Annotated in this window: 10 protein-coding genes; 8 read left to right on the forward strand and 2 right to left on the reverse strand. The window is 67.6% G+C overall.

Annotation, left to right across the window (positions count from 1 at the left end):
• Nucleotides 1–721 precede the first annotated feature (721 nt).
• Together ACWEN6_RS24060 and ACWEN6_RS24065 are read left to right on the forward strand one after the other, a co-directional pair.
• The gene (locus ACWEN6_RS24060) at nt 722–862 is read left to right on the forward strand and encodes a hypothetical protein (protein WP_452572929.1); all 141 of its coding nucleotides are present in this window, start codon (nt 722–724) and stop codon (nt 860–862) included.
• 207 nt (nt 863–1,069) lie between these two features.
• Nucleotides 1,070–1,528: a hypothetical protein gene (locus tag ACWEN6_RS24065; RefSeq protein ID WP_452572931.1), complete on the forward strand. Its 459-nt coding sequence runs from the start codon at nt 1,070–1,072 to the stop codon at nt 1,526–1,528.
• A gap of 82 nt (nt 1,529–1,610) precedes the next feature.
• Here the strand turns inward: ACWEN6_RS24065 and ACWEN6_RS24070 are convergent, their stop codons facing one another.
• Nucleotides 1,611–1,844 (reverse strand): hypothetical protein, encoded by a 234-nt coding sequence (locus ACWEN6_RS24070; RefSeq protein ID WP_452572933.1) that lies wholly within the window; start codon nt 1,842–1,844, stop codon nt 1,611–1,613.
• A gap of 1,719 nt (nt 1,845–3,563) precedes the next feature.
• Between ACWEN6_RS24070 and ACWEN6_RS24075 the strand changes: the two genes are divergently transcribed.
• From ACWEN6_RS24075 to ACWEN6_RS24095, 5 genes are all read left to right on the forward strand, one after another.
• Nucleotides 3,564–4,187, forward strand: a complete 624-nt coding sequence (locus ACWEN6_RS24075) for a hypothetical protein (RefSeq protein ID WP_452572935.1) — start codon at nt 3,564–3,566, stop codon at nt 4,185–4,187.
• A gap of 261 nt (nt 4,188–4,448) precedes the next feature.
• The gene (locus tag ACWEN6_RS24080) at nt 4,449–4,862 is read left to right on the forward strand and encodes a hypothetical protein (protein ID WP_452572937.1); all 414 of its coding nucleotides are present in this window, start codon (nt 4,449–4,451) and stop codon (nt 4,860–4,862) included.
• 51 nt (nt 4,863–4,913) lie between these two features.
• A complete protein-coding gene (locus ACWEN6_RS24085; RefSeq protein ID WP_452572939.1) occupies nt 4,914–5,507 on the forward strand; it encodes a hypothetical protein in 594 nt (197 codons plus the stop codon).
• Nucleotides 5,508–5,640: 133 nt separating this feature from the next.
• Nucleotides 5,641–6,402, forward strand: a complete 762-nt coding sequence (locus ACWEN6_RS24090) for a DUF4158 domain-containing protein (RefSeq protein WP_452572941.1) — start codon at nt 5,641–5,643, stop codon at nt 6,400–6,402.
• Nucleotides 6,399–8,627 (forward strand): Tn3 family transposase, encoded by a 2,229-nt coding sequence (locus tag ACWEN6_RS24095; RefSeq protein WP_452572943.1) that lies wholly within the window; start codon nt 6,399–6,401, stop codon nt 8,625–8,627. The genes ACWEN6_RS24090 and ACWEN6_RS24095 overlap by 4 nt, the downstream gene beginning before the upstream one ends.
• A 1,028-nt stretch (nt 8,628–9,655) precedes the next feature.
• Here the strand turns inward: ACWEN6_RS24095 and ACWEN6_RS24100 are convergent.
• Nucleotides 9,656–12,373, reverse strand: coding sequence for an RICIN domain-containing protein (locus ACWEN6_RS24100; protein WP_452572945.1), 2,718 nt, complete (start codon nt 12,371–12,373; stop codon nt 9,656–9,658).
• An 882-nt stretch (nt 12,374–13,255) separates the two neighbouring features.
• On the opposite strand from ACWEN6_RS24100, the gene ACWEN6_RS24105 reads away from it, so the two are divergent.
• The gene (locus ACWEN6_RS24105) at nt 13,256–14,212 is read left to right on the forward strand and encodes a recombinase family protein (protein ID WP_452572947.1); all 957 of its coding nucleotides are present in this window, start codon (nt 13,256–13,258) and stop codon (nt 14,210–14,212) included.
• Nucleotides 14,213–14,590 lie beyond the last annotated feature (378 nt).

Consider the following 14,590-nt stretch of genomic DNA (forward strand, 5'->3'; position numbering starts at 1 on the left):
GGCCGCTGGGAACCGGCGCCCGCCGGGCCGGCGGGCGTTCATCGGCGCGTGAGGGGCCGGTGACCTGCGACGTCGTCGCGTGCGCCGAGGTGACGCCGGGGACCGCCGATGCCAGGGGGCCGCGGCGGGAGAGCGCGGAAGAGGCGTTCCCGCGAAGTGATGCATAAGTGCGATTATGCATCAAATAGTGATGAGGCGCCGCCGAGAGGGTTCTCCGGCGGCGTGTTCACGGTGTTCCGTGCCGGTGTTCCCGTGACGGCCGCCGCACGCGCCGCCTGGCCAGGGCTCACGCATGGTCCGGCCGCCGCGTGCCGCAGGTATCGCGCGCCGCATGTACGGCGGGTGGCCGCCCGGCGGCGCTGGCGCATCGCCGCGCGTGGCGGGTGTTCACGCGACGCGACGATCGGGCGCACCGGCGAGACGATCATCAGTGAAACGATCTTGAGGGGTGATGGGCCACGAGGCCGCCCGCCGCGGCATGTCCCGCGCGGGCTGCGGTACGCCGTTTGGGCGCGCGGGCGACCCGGGCGGCGGTCCAGCGGCGGCCGGCGCCACCCGGCCCTCCATCCTCCCTTCCACCCCAACAAGTCACATACCGTACAGAAGGTGAATTCTGTACGGTATGTGACTTGTCCGGCCTCGGGGTACATGGGGTGCCGTTAAGAAACGCGTCACCAGCCACAAACGGCAATATCTTCGCTGGTCAGGCGAGGTGTCTTCCGTGAAGAACCTGATCAACTCCTCCCTACAGACGTCCGGGTACGACCGAGTCGCTCCATCTGCAACCTTTGGCAACCTTGCTGCAACTACTTTAAAAATGCTGCTCCTTGAGGTGAACAGCAGTGATGCAGCTCAGGCATGACACAGTGAATACGCCATCATAACGACGATTACCAAATCCATCGTCACACCCTTCCCGAATTCAAGGGGAGTGTCAATGGAACCGCCCAATACCGTAAAGAGCTGCCCTGAACCGTCGCCGATTAAAGGTGCTCATGGAGGGGATGGATGGATCTGTCACACATCAGGGATCAGCTCAACCCCCACGGAGAAAGGGAGTCAGTCGGCGATGACGGCCAATCTGTGGTACGAACTACGCGAGTATCTGACAATCACTTACAGAGTTGAAGCAAGGGAGGGTGAAGTCGTCAATGTGGACGAAAAATTCGATCTCATGGTAACCGTTCGTAACACCGCACCTGCAGGATACGGGCCATGGCCTAAAATCTACTTCGATAACCCACAAATCTACATCGGGGAGAGGGTCGTCGGAGGGAGGGTTTACGCGAGTCCTGTCAATGGACCGGGCCCGTATGATCTGCCCGACACGGTACTGGCCCCTAGCGAATCCAGCACGCGAAGAATCCCAATGAAGGCACTGCGTGCTTTCCCCGAACTCCCTTCCGGCTGGCCTGCCATCACCGAGGAGATCGCTGGGATCCAGGTTGTAGCGCGCCTGAGTCAGGACAGGTTCTTCCTTATAAATAACTCAAGGAATGCCTATCACGATATCCTTCCAGCGCAGTAATTCAACTCTTCGCAACCCCCGTTGGTCTGCAAAAGATGTGGTCTTACAACCCAGCCTTCGGATGACCAACCCGGCCAGTTGATCACCTACGTGCGGACGCCCCAGGAGCTCGCCGAGTTGGCCTGTCGTTAACGAAGCTGTCACTAGGTACAAGATCGCCGTCCCAGGAGGAGACCCAGGGATACCGGGTCAGGCTCTCGGCGAACGAGGCGGCGGGCGCGTCGTGCTCCAGCTGGCGGCGAGCGGCGTTGTACGCCTCGCCCATCGCGGCCTGGCGGGCGCGGACGGCCTTCTTACGGGCGCTGTTCTTGGTCATGGGGATGTCCTTCCGGCCAGGGTGCCCACGCCACCCCGCCAGGAGTCGTCACGACCAAAGAGCGCAGGGGGGTCGATCTCGCGCGATCCGGGGGACCTTGTCCTCTTCGCCTCCCGCCGCGTGGGGGCCGGGAGACTCGGAAGCGGGCCAGCGCGTGCGGCCAACTTGAGAAATATCTGTACTACTTCAAGGGCGGCCTACGGCCGCCTGGAACGCACTGATCAGCGATCCAGGCCGGCTTTGGGTACGCCTACGACATGGCCAGACACACGCCTTGGGACAAGGAAGCCGCCGCCCGGGTTCAGTCCGCGGTGGCGAGGGACCCCGACAGCGCGAGCGCCCGTGATGCCCTTGACAGGGAGGCCCAGTCACAAGCAGATCGACGCGAGCAAGAGGACGACGAAGAGGACTGAGCGGGCGCCGACTGGAAACCCAAGTTTCGATCGAACGGCGGATTGCCGAAACGTGCTTGTAGGTCATCAAGGGACGGCGGCTGGCCGCCGTCGCGGCCGCCGCGCGCCCTTGCGGCCAGCCGACCGGGCATGCGGCTCTTCGGCCGGTCCCGGCCGGCGCCGCCGGGCGCGCTCCCGCCGACCCTAGCGAGGCCGCCGCTCACGCCCTTGGAGCACATTGCCGAAAGACTCAGCCCCTCTAGCACCCGGCCGACCTCTAGCGGCCGGCCCTGCTAGACCTAGCACCCCCGCTAGCACCCGATCGCGCGTCCGGCCAGGCAACTAGCGCCTAGCACCCCCGTCTCGGCGAGCCCCAGAATCGGCCTGAAACGCTCTTCGGCGCTCGCCCCCCTTAGACCGCTAGAGCCGAGCCCACAGCGCCTCTACGCCCTCTAGGTCTAGATCCTCCGCCTCTAGACCTAGACCCCCTCCCGATCCCCAGGGGATCACATCGCGCATTGCCAAATGACGATGGCGAGCCAGGTAACCGTCACCTCCCCGAACGCCGACGCCAGCCGCACGGCTCATGTGCGGCGTCCTGCGCCTGGTAGTTGCCGGGCGGGTAAGAGCGACCTCACCTTCACGGGCAGTTACTTAAAGTTGTCCTATAGCTACGGTGCGTGATGGCGGTTGGAAGTGAGCGATCAACCACGACCGTCGTCCCCTTACCCAAGGAGCAGGTATGCGCGCCGAACTCGCCACCATCGCCCTGACCTCCGCCCTGACCATCGGCGCTGTCACCGTCGGCGCCACCGCCTACGCGGCGATCGGCGGCGCTCAGGCCCCCTACGCCCGCGCCGCCGCCGTCGTCAACGCCGACGGCGGCGTGGTGCGCTCCAAGGACGTCACCGCCGTCCGCAAGATCGGTACCGGCCAGTACTGCATCCAGCTCCATTCCGACATCGACGCGACCAAGGCCGTCCCGGTCGCGACCAAACGGAGCCGCCTCCGACGAACCCTTCCACGTGATCGTTCCCTGACCCTTCACGCGTGCCGAGGTGGGTGCGGCCGGGAACCTGCCGTGAGCAATCACAACAGGGCGGTCCGGTCGGACCCACCCCGGCACCCGAGTACGACCCTCCACTCGGGTGCGGTGAGTCCTCAAAGTAGCGAGTCGGCGCTGGTCAAAGGCTTATCAAACTCGGGCCCCCGCGCCACCCGAGCAAGCACATGGACTTCTGCAGTCGCACTGACGCAATCGGTAGCGGTCTCATCGGTGATCGATACTGTGCCAAACAGAGTCGCCTGGCAGGAAGGCAAGTTTCCCATGCCCGCTCTCCCCTCCCCCCGCTCCTCCCTAGTCCCCCGCCACCCGCGCCGGGCCGCCCTGGCCGGTCTCGTCCTAGTCCCGTTGCTGGCCGGCGCGGTCCCCGCCGCCGACGCCCAGGCCCCGGTCCGGATCCAGCCGCCGCAGGTCGTTCTCGGCCCGGTCAGCGCAGACGGTGGCTACTCCATGGCCACCTGCCCGGGCGACACCAAGGTCATGGGCGGCGGCTACGTCGCCCACTCCTGGCACCGCGCCAACGGCGGCGACATGTACGACGCCGTGATCTCCAGCGCACCCACCAACGACGGCAACGGCTGGGTCGCCCGCCTACTCAAGGGCAAAGTCCAGGCCCGCGCGCTGTGCGTGCCCTCCTCCGAGGCCCCGCAAGTGGTCCGCGGACCCGTCAGCGAAGACGGCAATGCCTCCGAGGCCATCTGCCCCGAAGGCACCCAGGTGGTCAACGGCGGCTACCTCGCCAACAGCTTCCACTACGCCAGGGGCGGCACCCTGTACGACATGGTGATCGCCAGCGCCCCCATGGCCGACGGCAAGGGCTGGACCGCCCAGCAGTTCAAGGGCAAGACCGAGGCCCGCGCCCTGTGCGCCGAGACCGACCAGAACTGACCAGTGAACCCCGACCCACGACCGCGATCGATCGGGGGTTGAGGAGCGGCGGTACAGCCATTGGCCGGGGAGACCGGCTGGTAACGGGACAGAATCTCCGCTCTGTCCGCACCCTCGCCGGGAGTGGGACATCGTGGTCTTATGCCGCCTCTGCTGCCCCGTCCCCCGAGGCCGACCCGCGTCTTTCGTCAGTTGAGGGCGGCCCGCGTTTCTTCTACGGCGCGCTGGCGACAGCAGCGCGCCGCTCGACCGGTACGGCTGATGCCGGTCAGCCTCGCCCTAGCCCTCACGCTTGTCTCGGCCGCCGCCGGGGCGGTGCTGCTGATCACCGTGGCACTGTCGGCGCTGGGTCCGCTGGATTTGAGCGCCGCCCGGCCGACGGTGGATCAGGTACTGGAGGTGGTCAAACTCTCCCTTGCCGTGGTGGCCGGAATCGGTGGCGTGGTCGCGCTGGTGGTGGCCTACCGCAAGCAGCGTGTCACCGAGGCGGGGGAAAGCCGCGAGCAGGCCAAGCTGTTCCACGAGCGTTTCACCACCGCCGCCGGCCAGCTCGGCCATGAGGTGCCCGCGGTACGGCTGGCCGGCGTGCACGCCATGGCCGCCCTGGCTGACGATTGGGCCGACGGCCGGCAGATGTGCATCGACGTGCTGTGCGCCTACCTGCGCATGCCCTAACCCCCCCAGCCCGCCCCAGACCAGCTCGACGCCCATACCCTCTGGCAGGCCATGGAGGAGGTCCGCGCCACCATCTGGCGCCTGATCACCACTCACCTGAAGGCCGACGCGCCCATCCCCTGGCACGGCGCCGACCTGGACTTCACCGGCGTCACCATCACCACCGGCCTGAGCTTCGGCCGCACGCGTTTTCCCGGAGGCGTCGTGCGGTTCGACGAAGTGGTGTTCTCGGACGGGGAGACCGTGTTCCGTGAAGCAGAGTTCTCCGGCGGCCACATCTCCTTCGCCGGGGCGAAATTCACCGGTGGCACTGTCGGGTTTGACGGGGCGAAATTCACCGGCGGCTGGGTCTTGTTCCGCTCAGCGGAGTTCTCCGGCAGCCGTATCGGTTTCCGCAGGGCGCGGTTCTCTGGCAGTCGCGTCGGGTTCGAACGGGCGAAGTTCACGGACGGCGAGGTCGAGTTCGACGGGACGATGTTCGTCGGCGGCGAGATCTGGTTTGCCGACGCGAAGTTCGCCGGCGGCCGGCTGTTGTTCGGTGCGGTGGGTGACTGGTCTCATCCACCGACCGGACTGCCTGCGGACGCTCCCGGGGTGGTCTTGCCAGCTTCTGCCGCCGGCTCGCGCGAGCCTGGCCCGCCCTGATCTACCCGGATGGTAACGGGACAGATTGTACGTTCTGTCCTCTAGGGGTCGCCGTAGTACTCGCCGGAAATCGGGCGGATATGGGTGAATGGCTTCTTTGCTGGTGGTCTTGGGACCTGGCTGGAGGTCGTTCGTGGCGACGCGGGTGTTTGCGGATGAGGAGTTGGAGCGTCTACGGGGGTTCCCGGAAATCGGCCGGGAGGAGTTGTTTCGGTTCTTCACCTTGACCTCGGCTGATGTCGCGTTCGTTGATCCTGGCCGGGGGCGGGGGCGGGCGGACCGGCTGGGGTTGGCGGTTGCGTTGTGCACGTTGCCGTGGCTGGGGTTCGTCCCGGACAAGGTGTCGTTGGCTCCGCCGGTTGCGGTGGCCAGGCTGGTTAACCGGCTGGGTGTCGATCCGGGCGAGTTACGGTCCTACGGCCGGCGGGCGAAGACCCGAACCGAGCATCTGCGACTGGTGGCGAGGTATCTGGGGTGGCGGCTGCCGACGACGGTGGAGCTGAAGGAACTGGATGAGTTCCTGCTCGCGCGGGCGTTGGAGCACGATTCGCCGACGCTGTTGTTCCGGCTGGCGTGTGAGTATCTGATCTCGGCGCGGATGATCCGGCCTGGTCCGGTGACCGTGGTGGAGCGGGTCGCGCACGCCCGTGCTGAGGCGCAGCGGGAGACCTTCGACCGGCTGGTGCACGAGTTCACCCCGCAGCGGTGCGACCAGCTCGACGGGCTGCTGGTGACCGACCCTGAGGTCGGGACGACCCGGTTGCGGTGGTTGTCCACCGGCCCGGTTGAGGCCTCCCCGGCCGCGGTGAAGGCCGAGGTCGCCAAGCTGGAGTTCCTGCGCGCTGTGGGCGCCGATGCCGGCGCCGGTTCCTGGCCACGGTCGGCCGCCGGTTGACCGCACAGGCGCTGCAACGGCGCGATCCGCAGCGCCGCTACCCGATCTTGCTGACCGTGCTGGCGCAGTCGGCTACCGACGTGCTGGATGAGGTCGTGCAGTTGTTCGACCAGGCCGTCTCCGCGCGGGAGAGCAAGGCCGAGCGCACCATGCGCGACGCGCTGGCCGAGCGTGGCAGAGCGGGCGAGGACCGGCAGTCCCTGCTGGACGACCTGCTGGCGATCATCACCGATCCCGCCATCCCCGACGACCAGGTCGGCGGGCTGATCCGTGGCGAGCGGGTCGGGTGGCCGCGTCTGCGGTCGGCGCTGGCGCAGGCCACCCCCAGGCTGCCGCGCGATCACGGGCACCTGGCCGCCTTGAAGGGCTCGTATGGGTATCTGCGGCAGTTCACCCCGCACGTGCTGGCCACGGTGCGGTTCGCCGGCGGCACCACCGCGGCGGAGCTGCTGAAAGCGGTGGACATCTTGGGTGAACTCAACGCCTCCGGTGCCCGCCGGGTCCCCACCGGCGCGCCGCAAGGCTTCGTGCCCGCGCGGTGGCGCGGCTACCTGGAGACGGCGGCCACCGGCGGCAATGCCAGCGACTTTCGGCACTACTGGGAGTTGTGCACCTTGTTGGCCTTGCGGGACGGCCTGCGCAGCGGGGATGTATTCGTGCCGGGCTCGCGCCGGTACGGCGACCCGGCGGCCTACCTGCTGACGCCGCGGCAGTGGGCCTTGCAGCGGGCGGAGTTCTGCCGGCTGGTCGGCAAACCCGTCCAGGCGGCCAGCGCCATGGCCGAGGCCGAGCGGGAGCTGGGTGAGGCGCTGGGGGAACTGGAGGAGGTCTTGGCCGCCGGGGATGGCCCGGTGCGCCTGGATGCGGAGGGCGAGCTGGTGATCTCGCCGTTGACCGCGGAGGATGTGCCAGCGGAGGCGATCGCGCTGAAGGCCGAGCTGACCGAGATGCTGCCGTTCGCGCCGATCGTGTCGCTGCTGATCGAGCTGGACAAACGCACCGGATACCTGGATTGCTTCACCCACGCCGGCGGCAAACAGGCCCGCAGCCCGGAGTTGAGGCGCAACCTGATCGCGGTGCTGATCAGCCATTCCACCAACCTGGGGCTGACCCGGATGGCGGATGCGTGCGGGATCTCCTATGACGTGCTGGCCTGGACCAGCGAGTGGTACGTGCGGGAGGAGACCCTGCGCGCGGCCAACCTGACGCTCATCGGCTACCACCAGCGGCTGCCGCTCACCGCGGTGTTCGGCGCCGGCACCTTGTCCTCCAGCGATGGGCAACGCTTCCCCACCCGCGGCAAGTCGGTCACCGCCAGGGCGTTGAGCAGGTATTTCGCCCACGAGGGCCTGTCGACCTACACCCATGTGACCGATCAGCACACCACCTACGGCACGAAGATCATCGTCGCGACGAACCGCGAGGCCCACTACGTGCTGGACGAGATCTTGGGCAACGCGACCGACATCCCGATCACCGAGCACGCGACCGACACCCACGGGGTGACGCTGGTCAACTTCGCCCTGTTCGACCTGCTGGGATTACAGCTGTCACCCCGCATCCGCGACCTGGGAAAGATCACCCTGTACCGGGCGTGGCCACGGGCACAGGCCGAGGCAGACTACCCCCGCGCCGGCCCGCTGCTGACCCGGCGGCTGAACACCGACCTGATCGCCGAGCACTACGACGACCTGCTCAGGCTGGCCGGGTCGCTGAAGTTCGGCCACGCCACGGCGTCCCTGCTGGTCGGCAAACTGTCGGCATCCAGCCGGCAGAACGCGCTGGCGGCGGCGCTGAAGGAGTACGGCGCGCTGCGCCGCACCATCTACGCCGCCCGCTACCTGGCCGACCCCGCCTACCGGCGCAAGATCTCCCGCCAGCTCAACAAGGGCGAGTCGCTGCACGCGCTCAAACGCGACCTGCTGTACGCCCACGAGGGCACCGTCCGCGGCCGCCATCTGGAACAGCAAAGCGAACAGGCGTGGTGCCTGACCCTGGTCACCAACGCGGTGGTCGCCTGGACGACCGAGTACTACGGCCTGGCGGTGGAGTCGATGCGGGCGGCCGGGCGGCGCATCGATGAGGAGGTCCTGGCGCACATCTCCCCGGCGCACAGCGCTAACATCAACTTCTTTGGTTCCATCGAGGTCGACATCGAAGGCGAACTGGCCCAGCTCGGACCCACCGGGTACCGGCCGCTGCGCGTGCGCGACACCTTGTTTTGACCCGCAGGAGGCCCATCCGGGCGGACGGGCGGTGCGGGTCTCATCGAGGCCCAAGCACCGGCCTTCTGTCACTGGGCTACCAGCGAAAAGATCTTGCGGTGGTGGCGGCTTGGACCGGGGCCGGGAGTGGATGCGATCACGATTCGGTTGTTCGCTCGCGTTGATCTATCTGCAGCGGAATGATGACGGTATGTCGCCATGTGCTGCGAGGTGGGCCGGTGGGGTCGTGGCTGTTGTGGCCGTGGCCGGCCTGGGGGGTATTTCATGTTGGTCGGGCTGGAGGAGGCTGACAAGCTCGCAGTGTGATCGGGGTGTTCCCTCGGTCTGGCCGGGTTGTGCTTGTCGGTCTACGGTGTGGTCACCGGCCGTCCGAACCAGCCACTGCCACCTGCCGGCCCCCGGGGGGCAGCCGCTCCCGTGGCCCCCTCCCGGTCCCCTGAGCCGCTTTCCCCTGTCTCGCCGAGCTCCGATGTCGGCCTGGCCGGGGTGCGCAACGACATCAGCGGCGGGGACTTCCGCGGCCCGGTGATCCAGTCCGGCTCGGTCGGCCCGGTCACCTTCGGCCCCTCAGTACCGGGCCGCCGCAGGCCGGGGACACTGCGCCAGACCCCGCCTCCGGGCCTGAGGGTTCGGCCGGGCCGTCAGCAGTACGCCGGGTGCGCACAATGAGATCACCAGGAGGTTGTTCCTGGTGACGGTGATCCAGGCCCAGCACGTGGTCCTTCATCTGCCCGCGCAGATCACTCCGGCGATGGCCGGGTTGCCTGCCGCCTCGGCGTCGTTCACCGGTCGCACCGAAGAGGTGACCGCTCTGCTGGGGGCACGGCCAGTTCGCGAGCGAGGCGGTTCGATGCGTTCACTGCGGTGGTCTGCCGGCCCGTACCGATGGGAGCGGAGACAAGGTGCTCGGTGGTGGTCGCTTGCCGACGGTCGGAGTCGGCATCTCGCCGCTACCCCTGGCCGCAGGGCCGGGCGGCCAGGGGTAGCGGGTCAACTCCGCGGCGGCAGGTGCCAACCGGGTCGTCCGGTCAGCTCTGGTTCAGTTGCCACTGCTGGTTGTTCCCGCCGTTGGCGGCCCACTGCACGACCTGCGCCCCGTCGCTCGTCGACGCACCGGAGACGTCCGCCACCAGTCCGCTGTTGCGGCTGACGATGGTGTAGTAGCCGTTGCCGGTGGACCGCAGATACCACATCTGGTTGGTGCCGCCGTTGGCCGTCCACTGCTGCAGTTGCAGCCCGGCCGTGCTGCTGCCGGCGTTGACGTCGAGCATCTTTCCACTCGGGACGTACTTGAGGGTGTAGGAGCCGTCGGAGGTCGTGGCGATGGTCCAGGTGGCGGTGCCGCTCTGCTGGACCACCTTGGCACCGTCGGCGGTGGAGTTGCCCGCGACAGCGAGCGGCTTGCCGCTGTTGCGGTTGACGATGCGGTAGGTGCCCGGCGCGGGTCCGCTCCCGCTGCCTCCGCCGAGGTTGAAGTACTCCACCGCGTCGGTGAAGACGGGGCTACCGGACTTCGTGGTCGACAGCTGCAGGTACACGCGGTTGCCGGTGGCCGGGGTGGTGAAGGACACCGGCTGGGTGACCCGCGAGCCGAGCGGGACGGTCAGGGTCGTGCTTCCGGACGCGACGACCGCGCCGTCCGGCGCGTCGAGCCGCGCCGTCCAGGTGAAGCCCACCGAAGTGTCGGCGAAGTCGTCGTTGAAGACGGTGATGTTGCGGGTGACCGTGGCGTTCCGGGCGTAGGTGGGCACGGCCTGCGGCAGAGGGAAGGTGCCGTTGGAGTCCGAGGCGCCGGAGGCCGACCAGAACGGCAGGTCGACCGCCGCCACCGGGTTGAACGCCGCCTGCACGCGCTGGATCTGCGGGTTGCTCCAGGGGTCCGGGAGGTTGTCCACGCCGTAGAGCGGATGACCGCCCTCCTCCGGGGTGAAGTCCGTGGAACGCACGCCGGGCACGAAACCGGCCCACGCGGACAGCAGCGTGTACGGTCGCAGATCGGCGGCGCCCTTGCCGCGCTTGGCCAGGGTCGCCGTGGCGAACCACTCGAAGCCCTGCTTGGTGTTGCATGCCGGCCAGATGTACTCGCCCTCGCCGTCGGGCCGCCCATTCACGGTGATCAGGCCCTCCCCGTACCTGCCGAAGCCGTCGACGTAGTGCGAGATCACCGCGAAGTTGGCGTACGTCATCCCGGGATACATGTTGAGATTCGCGCCGACCCCCAGCTCGGCAATGATCGGCCGGGTGCCGTCGGCGCCGTTCATCGCCGCGTACAGGTCCTTCTCGAACTGTTCGGAATCCTGGCCGCTCTGGTTCGGCTCGTTGTTCTGACTCCAGCGGATGACCGCGGGGTGGTTGCGGTCGCGCAGGACCAGCGCACGGGCGTGGTTGACCATGTTGTCGTGCCCGGTGATCCAATCCTGCCCGGACTGGGAGCCGCGGATCGCGACCTCGTCGATGAGCATCAGGCCCATCTCGTCGGCGACATCCAACATGTACGGGCTGGCCGGCTCCTGGTGGACGCGCACCACGTTGTAGTTGAGCCGCTGGTAGTTGTCCACGGCCTGCGGCCAGCCGCCGTTGCCCGACGAAGGCGGAAGGAATCCGGGCAGCGTGTCGAAGGCGTCGCCCTTGCCGCCGTTGTTGATCCGGTCGTAGTCGGCACCCTGGAGGTTGTCGCCGCGGAAGTTCACGCGCACGCCGTTGAGGTAGTAGTACTCACCGTTCTGGGTGGCCTCCCGGAACCCGAACCGGTACGTCGCGTCACTCGTCCGGCCATCGTCGGTCGCGGCGTGAACCTTCAGACGGTGAAGCTGGGCCCGGTACCCCGACCGGTACGGCACGTTCGGCCACCAGTACGAGGCGCTGCCGAGGTTCCACGCGACCGAATCGACCGTCACCTTGGCCGTCGACCGCGCCCCCACGGTCACGGTGCGCGACGGCAGCGCCGGGTAGGAGAACGTCCCGCCGCCATCCGAGGACAGCTCGCCGGTCACCGTCACCGATCGAGCGCTGGCCGAGGTGTTGGTCACCCACATGTCGTAGCCGAGGGTCTGATTCGCCACCGACGTGCGGACGAACGTGTCACTGACGTACACGGCCGGATACACCCGCAGGAACGCCGAACGGTAGATGCCCTGCGGGACCGCCTCGGACCACTCGGCGGCGTCGGGCACCAGGTACCGGCCATTGGATGCCTTCAACGCGCCGCGGCCCTTCACGTCGACGCTGATCGTATGAGTGGTGCCCGGCGCGGCGTAGGCGCTGATGTCGAACTTCGACGGAGTGAAGGCCGTGGTCTGCGTCGCGACCACCCGGCCGTCCACCGACAACGTCGCCTGGTGGTTCACGGCGCCGAACTCGATCCACGCCGACTGCGGCTGCCCCGAGTCCGGCACCGTCACCGTACGCGAGTACACCGCCTGCGACACATCGGTGAACCCCTGCTTGTACCAGCCACCCCCGGGCACCTTGATCGACGTCGCCGACCGGCCCGCCGGCGTGAAACTCCACGTCCCGGCGAGATCGACCGAAGCGACCGCGGCATTGCCCGCGGTGAATCCATCGATGTCCCCAGCGGCCGCGGCAACCGTCGCGGTGGACTCCGACGCGGTGGACTCCGACGGCGCGGACCGCTGTGCCGCGACAGCCGGCTGAGTTCCGATCGTCGCGACCAGCAGGGCCGCCACCACAGCCGGCCACCTGCTCGCCGTACGTCGAGGACGGGAGGAGGGGTCGCTCCGCTTCATCGGTAATCCTTTCGGGTGAATCCCGTGTGTGAGGCACTTCCCGGGTCCGGCCGCCCCTCCGCGGGCGCCACCGCCCGGCCGTTCAGGCCGTCGCCGTTCGCCGGCGAAAGCCGACGGCTTGAGGGGGCATCCTGTCTCCTCGTAATGGGATCGTCGTATCGGTTCGACGGCATGGCCGACATCACACATAAGGCCCACGCTCCCACCCGTCAATGCTCAGGGTTCTGCAGAGCTCGGATCACCTCGGCCGACTGGCTCCCATCACGCCTGATGAGATCACGCGGTCCTAGACGTCATGTGATTTTCAGGCTGCGTTGGACGCCTCGAACACGGTTCCAAGATCGAATCGGCATGCTCAGGACCATCCAGAGCTGTGTCGAACTTGCACAGTTAAACGGATCGATTCGATGCCGTCGGGCGCCTGTAGAGAAATGGGCCCCCTACGGCCCTACGCCGGCGATGACGAACGCACCGATGCCCTCGGGGACCTCCTGCACCGCTACAACAGCGGCGACAGCGGTTACGTCTTCACCGCCGAACTCGGGCGACCGTTGCGCCCACAACGCGTCGGCGACCAGTTTTCCTGCTCGCCTGCCAGGCAGGGCTCCCGCCTACGGCATGTGGAGTTCGACCGCACGCCGGGCTATGCGTTGACCGCCGTACGTGAAGCCCGGATCGTAATGCGAGAACTTCCGTGATCATGGCTCGATGGTTGCTGCGTCTTCGTCGTAGGAGTATTGGTCTCGTAAACGGCCCATTCTGAGAGAAAGATCAACATGGCGTCGCTGGCGGGCGGCAGGCACCGGATCTCTTCTCAGAACCCGTTCTCACCCAACAACCGGCGCAAGCTGTTCTGCGAGATGTTTGTGAGAAGATCTCGGCATGAGCAAGCCGGGACCCGCCGCCATGTCCGACGCCGATGAGGTGGAACGGCACCCGTGCCCGCGCTGCGCGGTCGAGCCCGGCTCGCCGTGCCGGTCGCGCTCCGGCACGGTCGCCGGGACTTACCACACCGGCCGGTTCACCAAGGTGCCGCGGCTGGCGAAACTGCTGCGCGTGCCGACCCCGGCCGACCGCGGGCCAGGACAGCTATGGCGGCCGGGCACCCCACCGCCGGCGCCGATCGCCACCGACACCCCGGCCACCGACATCCGCGTCGGCTACGCCCGCTGCTCCCACCTCACCCAAGAACTCCAGTCCCAGCTCGACGCCTTGGCCGCACACGGGATCCCCCGCGAGAAGATCTTCGCCGAGAAGGTCTCCACCCGCGTACGGGTACGGCCTCAGTTCGAGGCCGCTCTGGAGGCGTGCCGCCAGGTCAAGGCCCATGCCCCGCACTGCCGGGTCATCCTCACCGTGTACGAGATGAAACGCCTGGGCCGCGACTCAGCCGAACTCACCGCGCTGGCCGACCACCTCACCGCGCACGGCATCGCCCTAGAAATGCTCGCCGGCCCGCTGACCGGCATCTACGACCCGACCGGCACCGGGCGGGTGCTGTTCGCGTTCTTCGCCGCGATGGCCGAGACCGAACGCGAGAATATCCGCGAAGCCACCCTCGAAGGACTCAACGCCGCCGCACGCAAGGGACACCACGGCGGCCGGCCACCGGTCATCACCGACGACATGCTGCACACCGTGCTGCGCCGCCGCGCAAGCGGCGAGTCGGTAGAGGACATCCGCCCCGACCTGATCATCCCCACCGGCAAGCGCAGAGGAAAGAACCCGAGCCTGGCCAGCATCTACCGCGCCCTCGCCGAGCACGCCAAGACGCAGGCTTACCCCGAAGCCGTCGACCAGGCCCACGCCGAGTTCACCACGCTCCCGACCAGAACCTGACACAAGCTCACCGCAGGTCAGCGGTATCCGCCCGATTTCCGGCGAGTACTACGGCGACCCCTCTATGGCTCACCCGGCTGAGCTGCACAAACATGCTCGTTTGGGCTTGATGACACGTTTCTTACCGACACCCCTACAAGTCCCCCGACCCGGCCGACCTGCACCGCCTGCCCCCAGGGCAGCACATCGGCGCGCGGTTCCACCCCGAGGGTGACGCCGAGCTCGACCGGCTTGAGTACGGTAGGTACGACGATGTTCCCCGTCCGGCACAAGCCTGATGATCTTCTCGGTGGGAGCGGCTTGTAGGTAATCGCCCACTGCGGCGCGCGTCAGTTGATCCTCGCCGGTACTCGCCTTGGCGATGGCGCACCGCTCATT

The organism is Sphaerisporangium sp. NPDC004334, assembly GCF_053602655.1.

Bases quoted from the DNA above. Each gene is read 5' to 3' on its own strand.
- ACWEN6_RS24065 (WP_452572931.1), top strand. From the start codon at position 1,070: ATGACGGCCAATCTGTGGTACGAACTACGCGAGTATCTGACAATCACT.
- ACWEN6_RS24070 (WP_452572933.1), bottom strand. From the start codon at position 1,844: ATGACCAAGAACAGCGCCCGTAAGAAGGCCGTCCGCGCCCGCCAGGCC.
- ACWEN6_RS24075 (WP_452572935.1), top strand. From the start codon at position 3,564: ATGCCCGCTCTCCCCTCCCCCCGCTCCTCCCTAGTCCCCCGCCACCCG.
- ACWEN6_RS24080 (WP_452572937.1), top strand. From the start codon at position 4,449: ATGCCGGTCAGCCTCGCCCTAGCCCTCACGCTTGTCTCGGCCGCCGCC.
- ACWEN6_RS24085 (WP_452572939.1), top strand. From the start codon at position 4,914: ATGGAGGAGGTCCGCGCCACCATCTGGCGCCTGATCACCACTCACCTG.
- ACWEN6_RS24100 (WP_452572945.1), bottom strand. From the start codon at position 12,373: ATGAAGCGGAGCGACCCCTCCTCCCGTCCTCGACGTACGGCGAGCAGG.
- ACWEN6_RS24105 (WP_452572947.1), top strand. From the start codon at position 13,256: ATGAGCAAGCCGGGACCCGCCGCCATGTCCGACGCCGATGAGGTGGAA.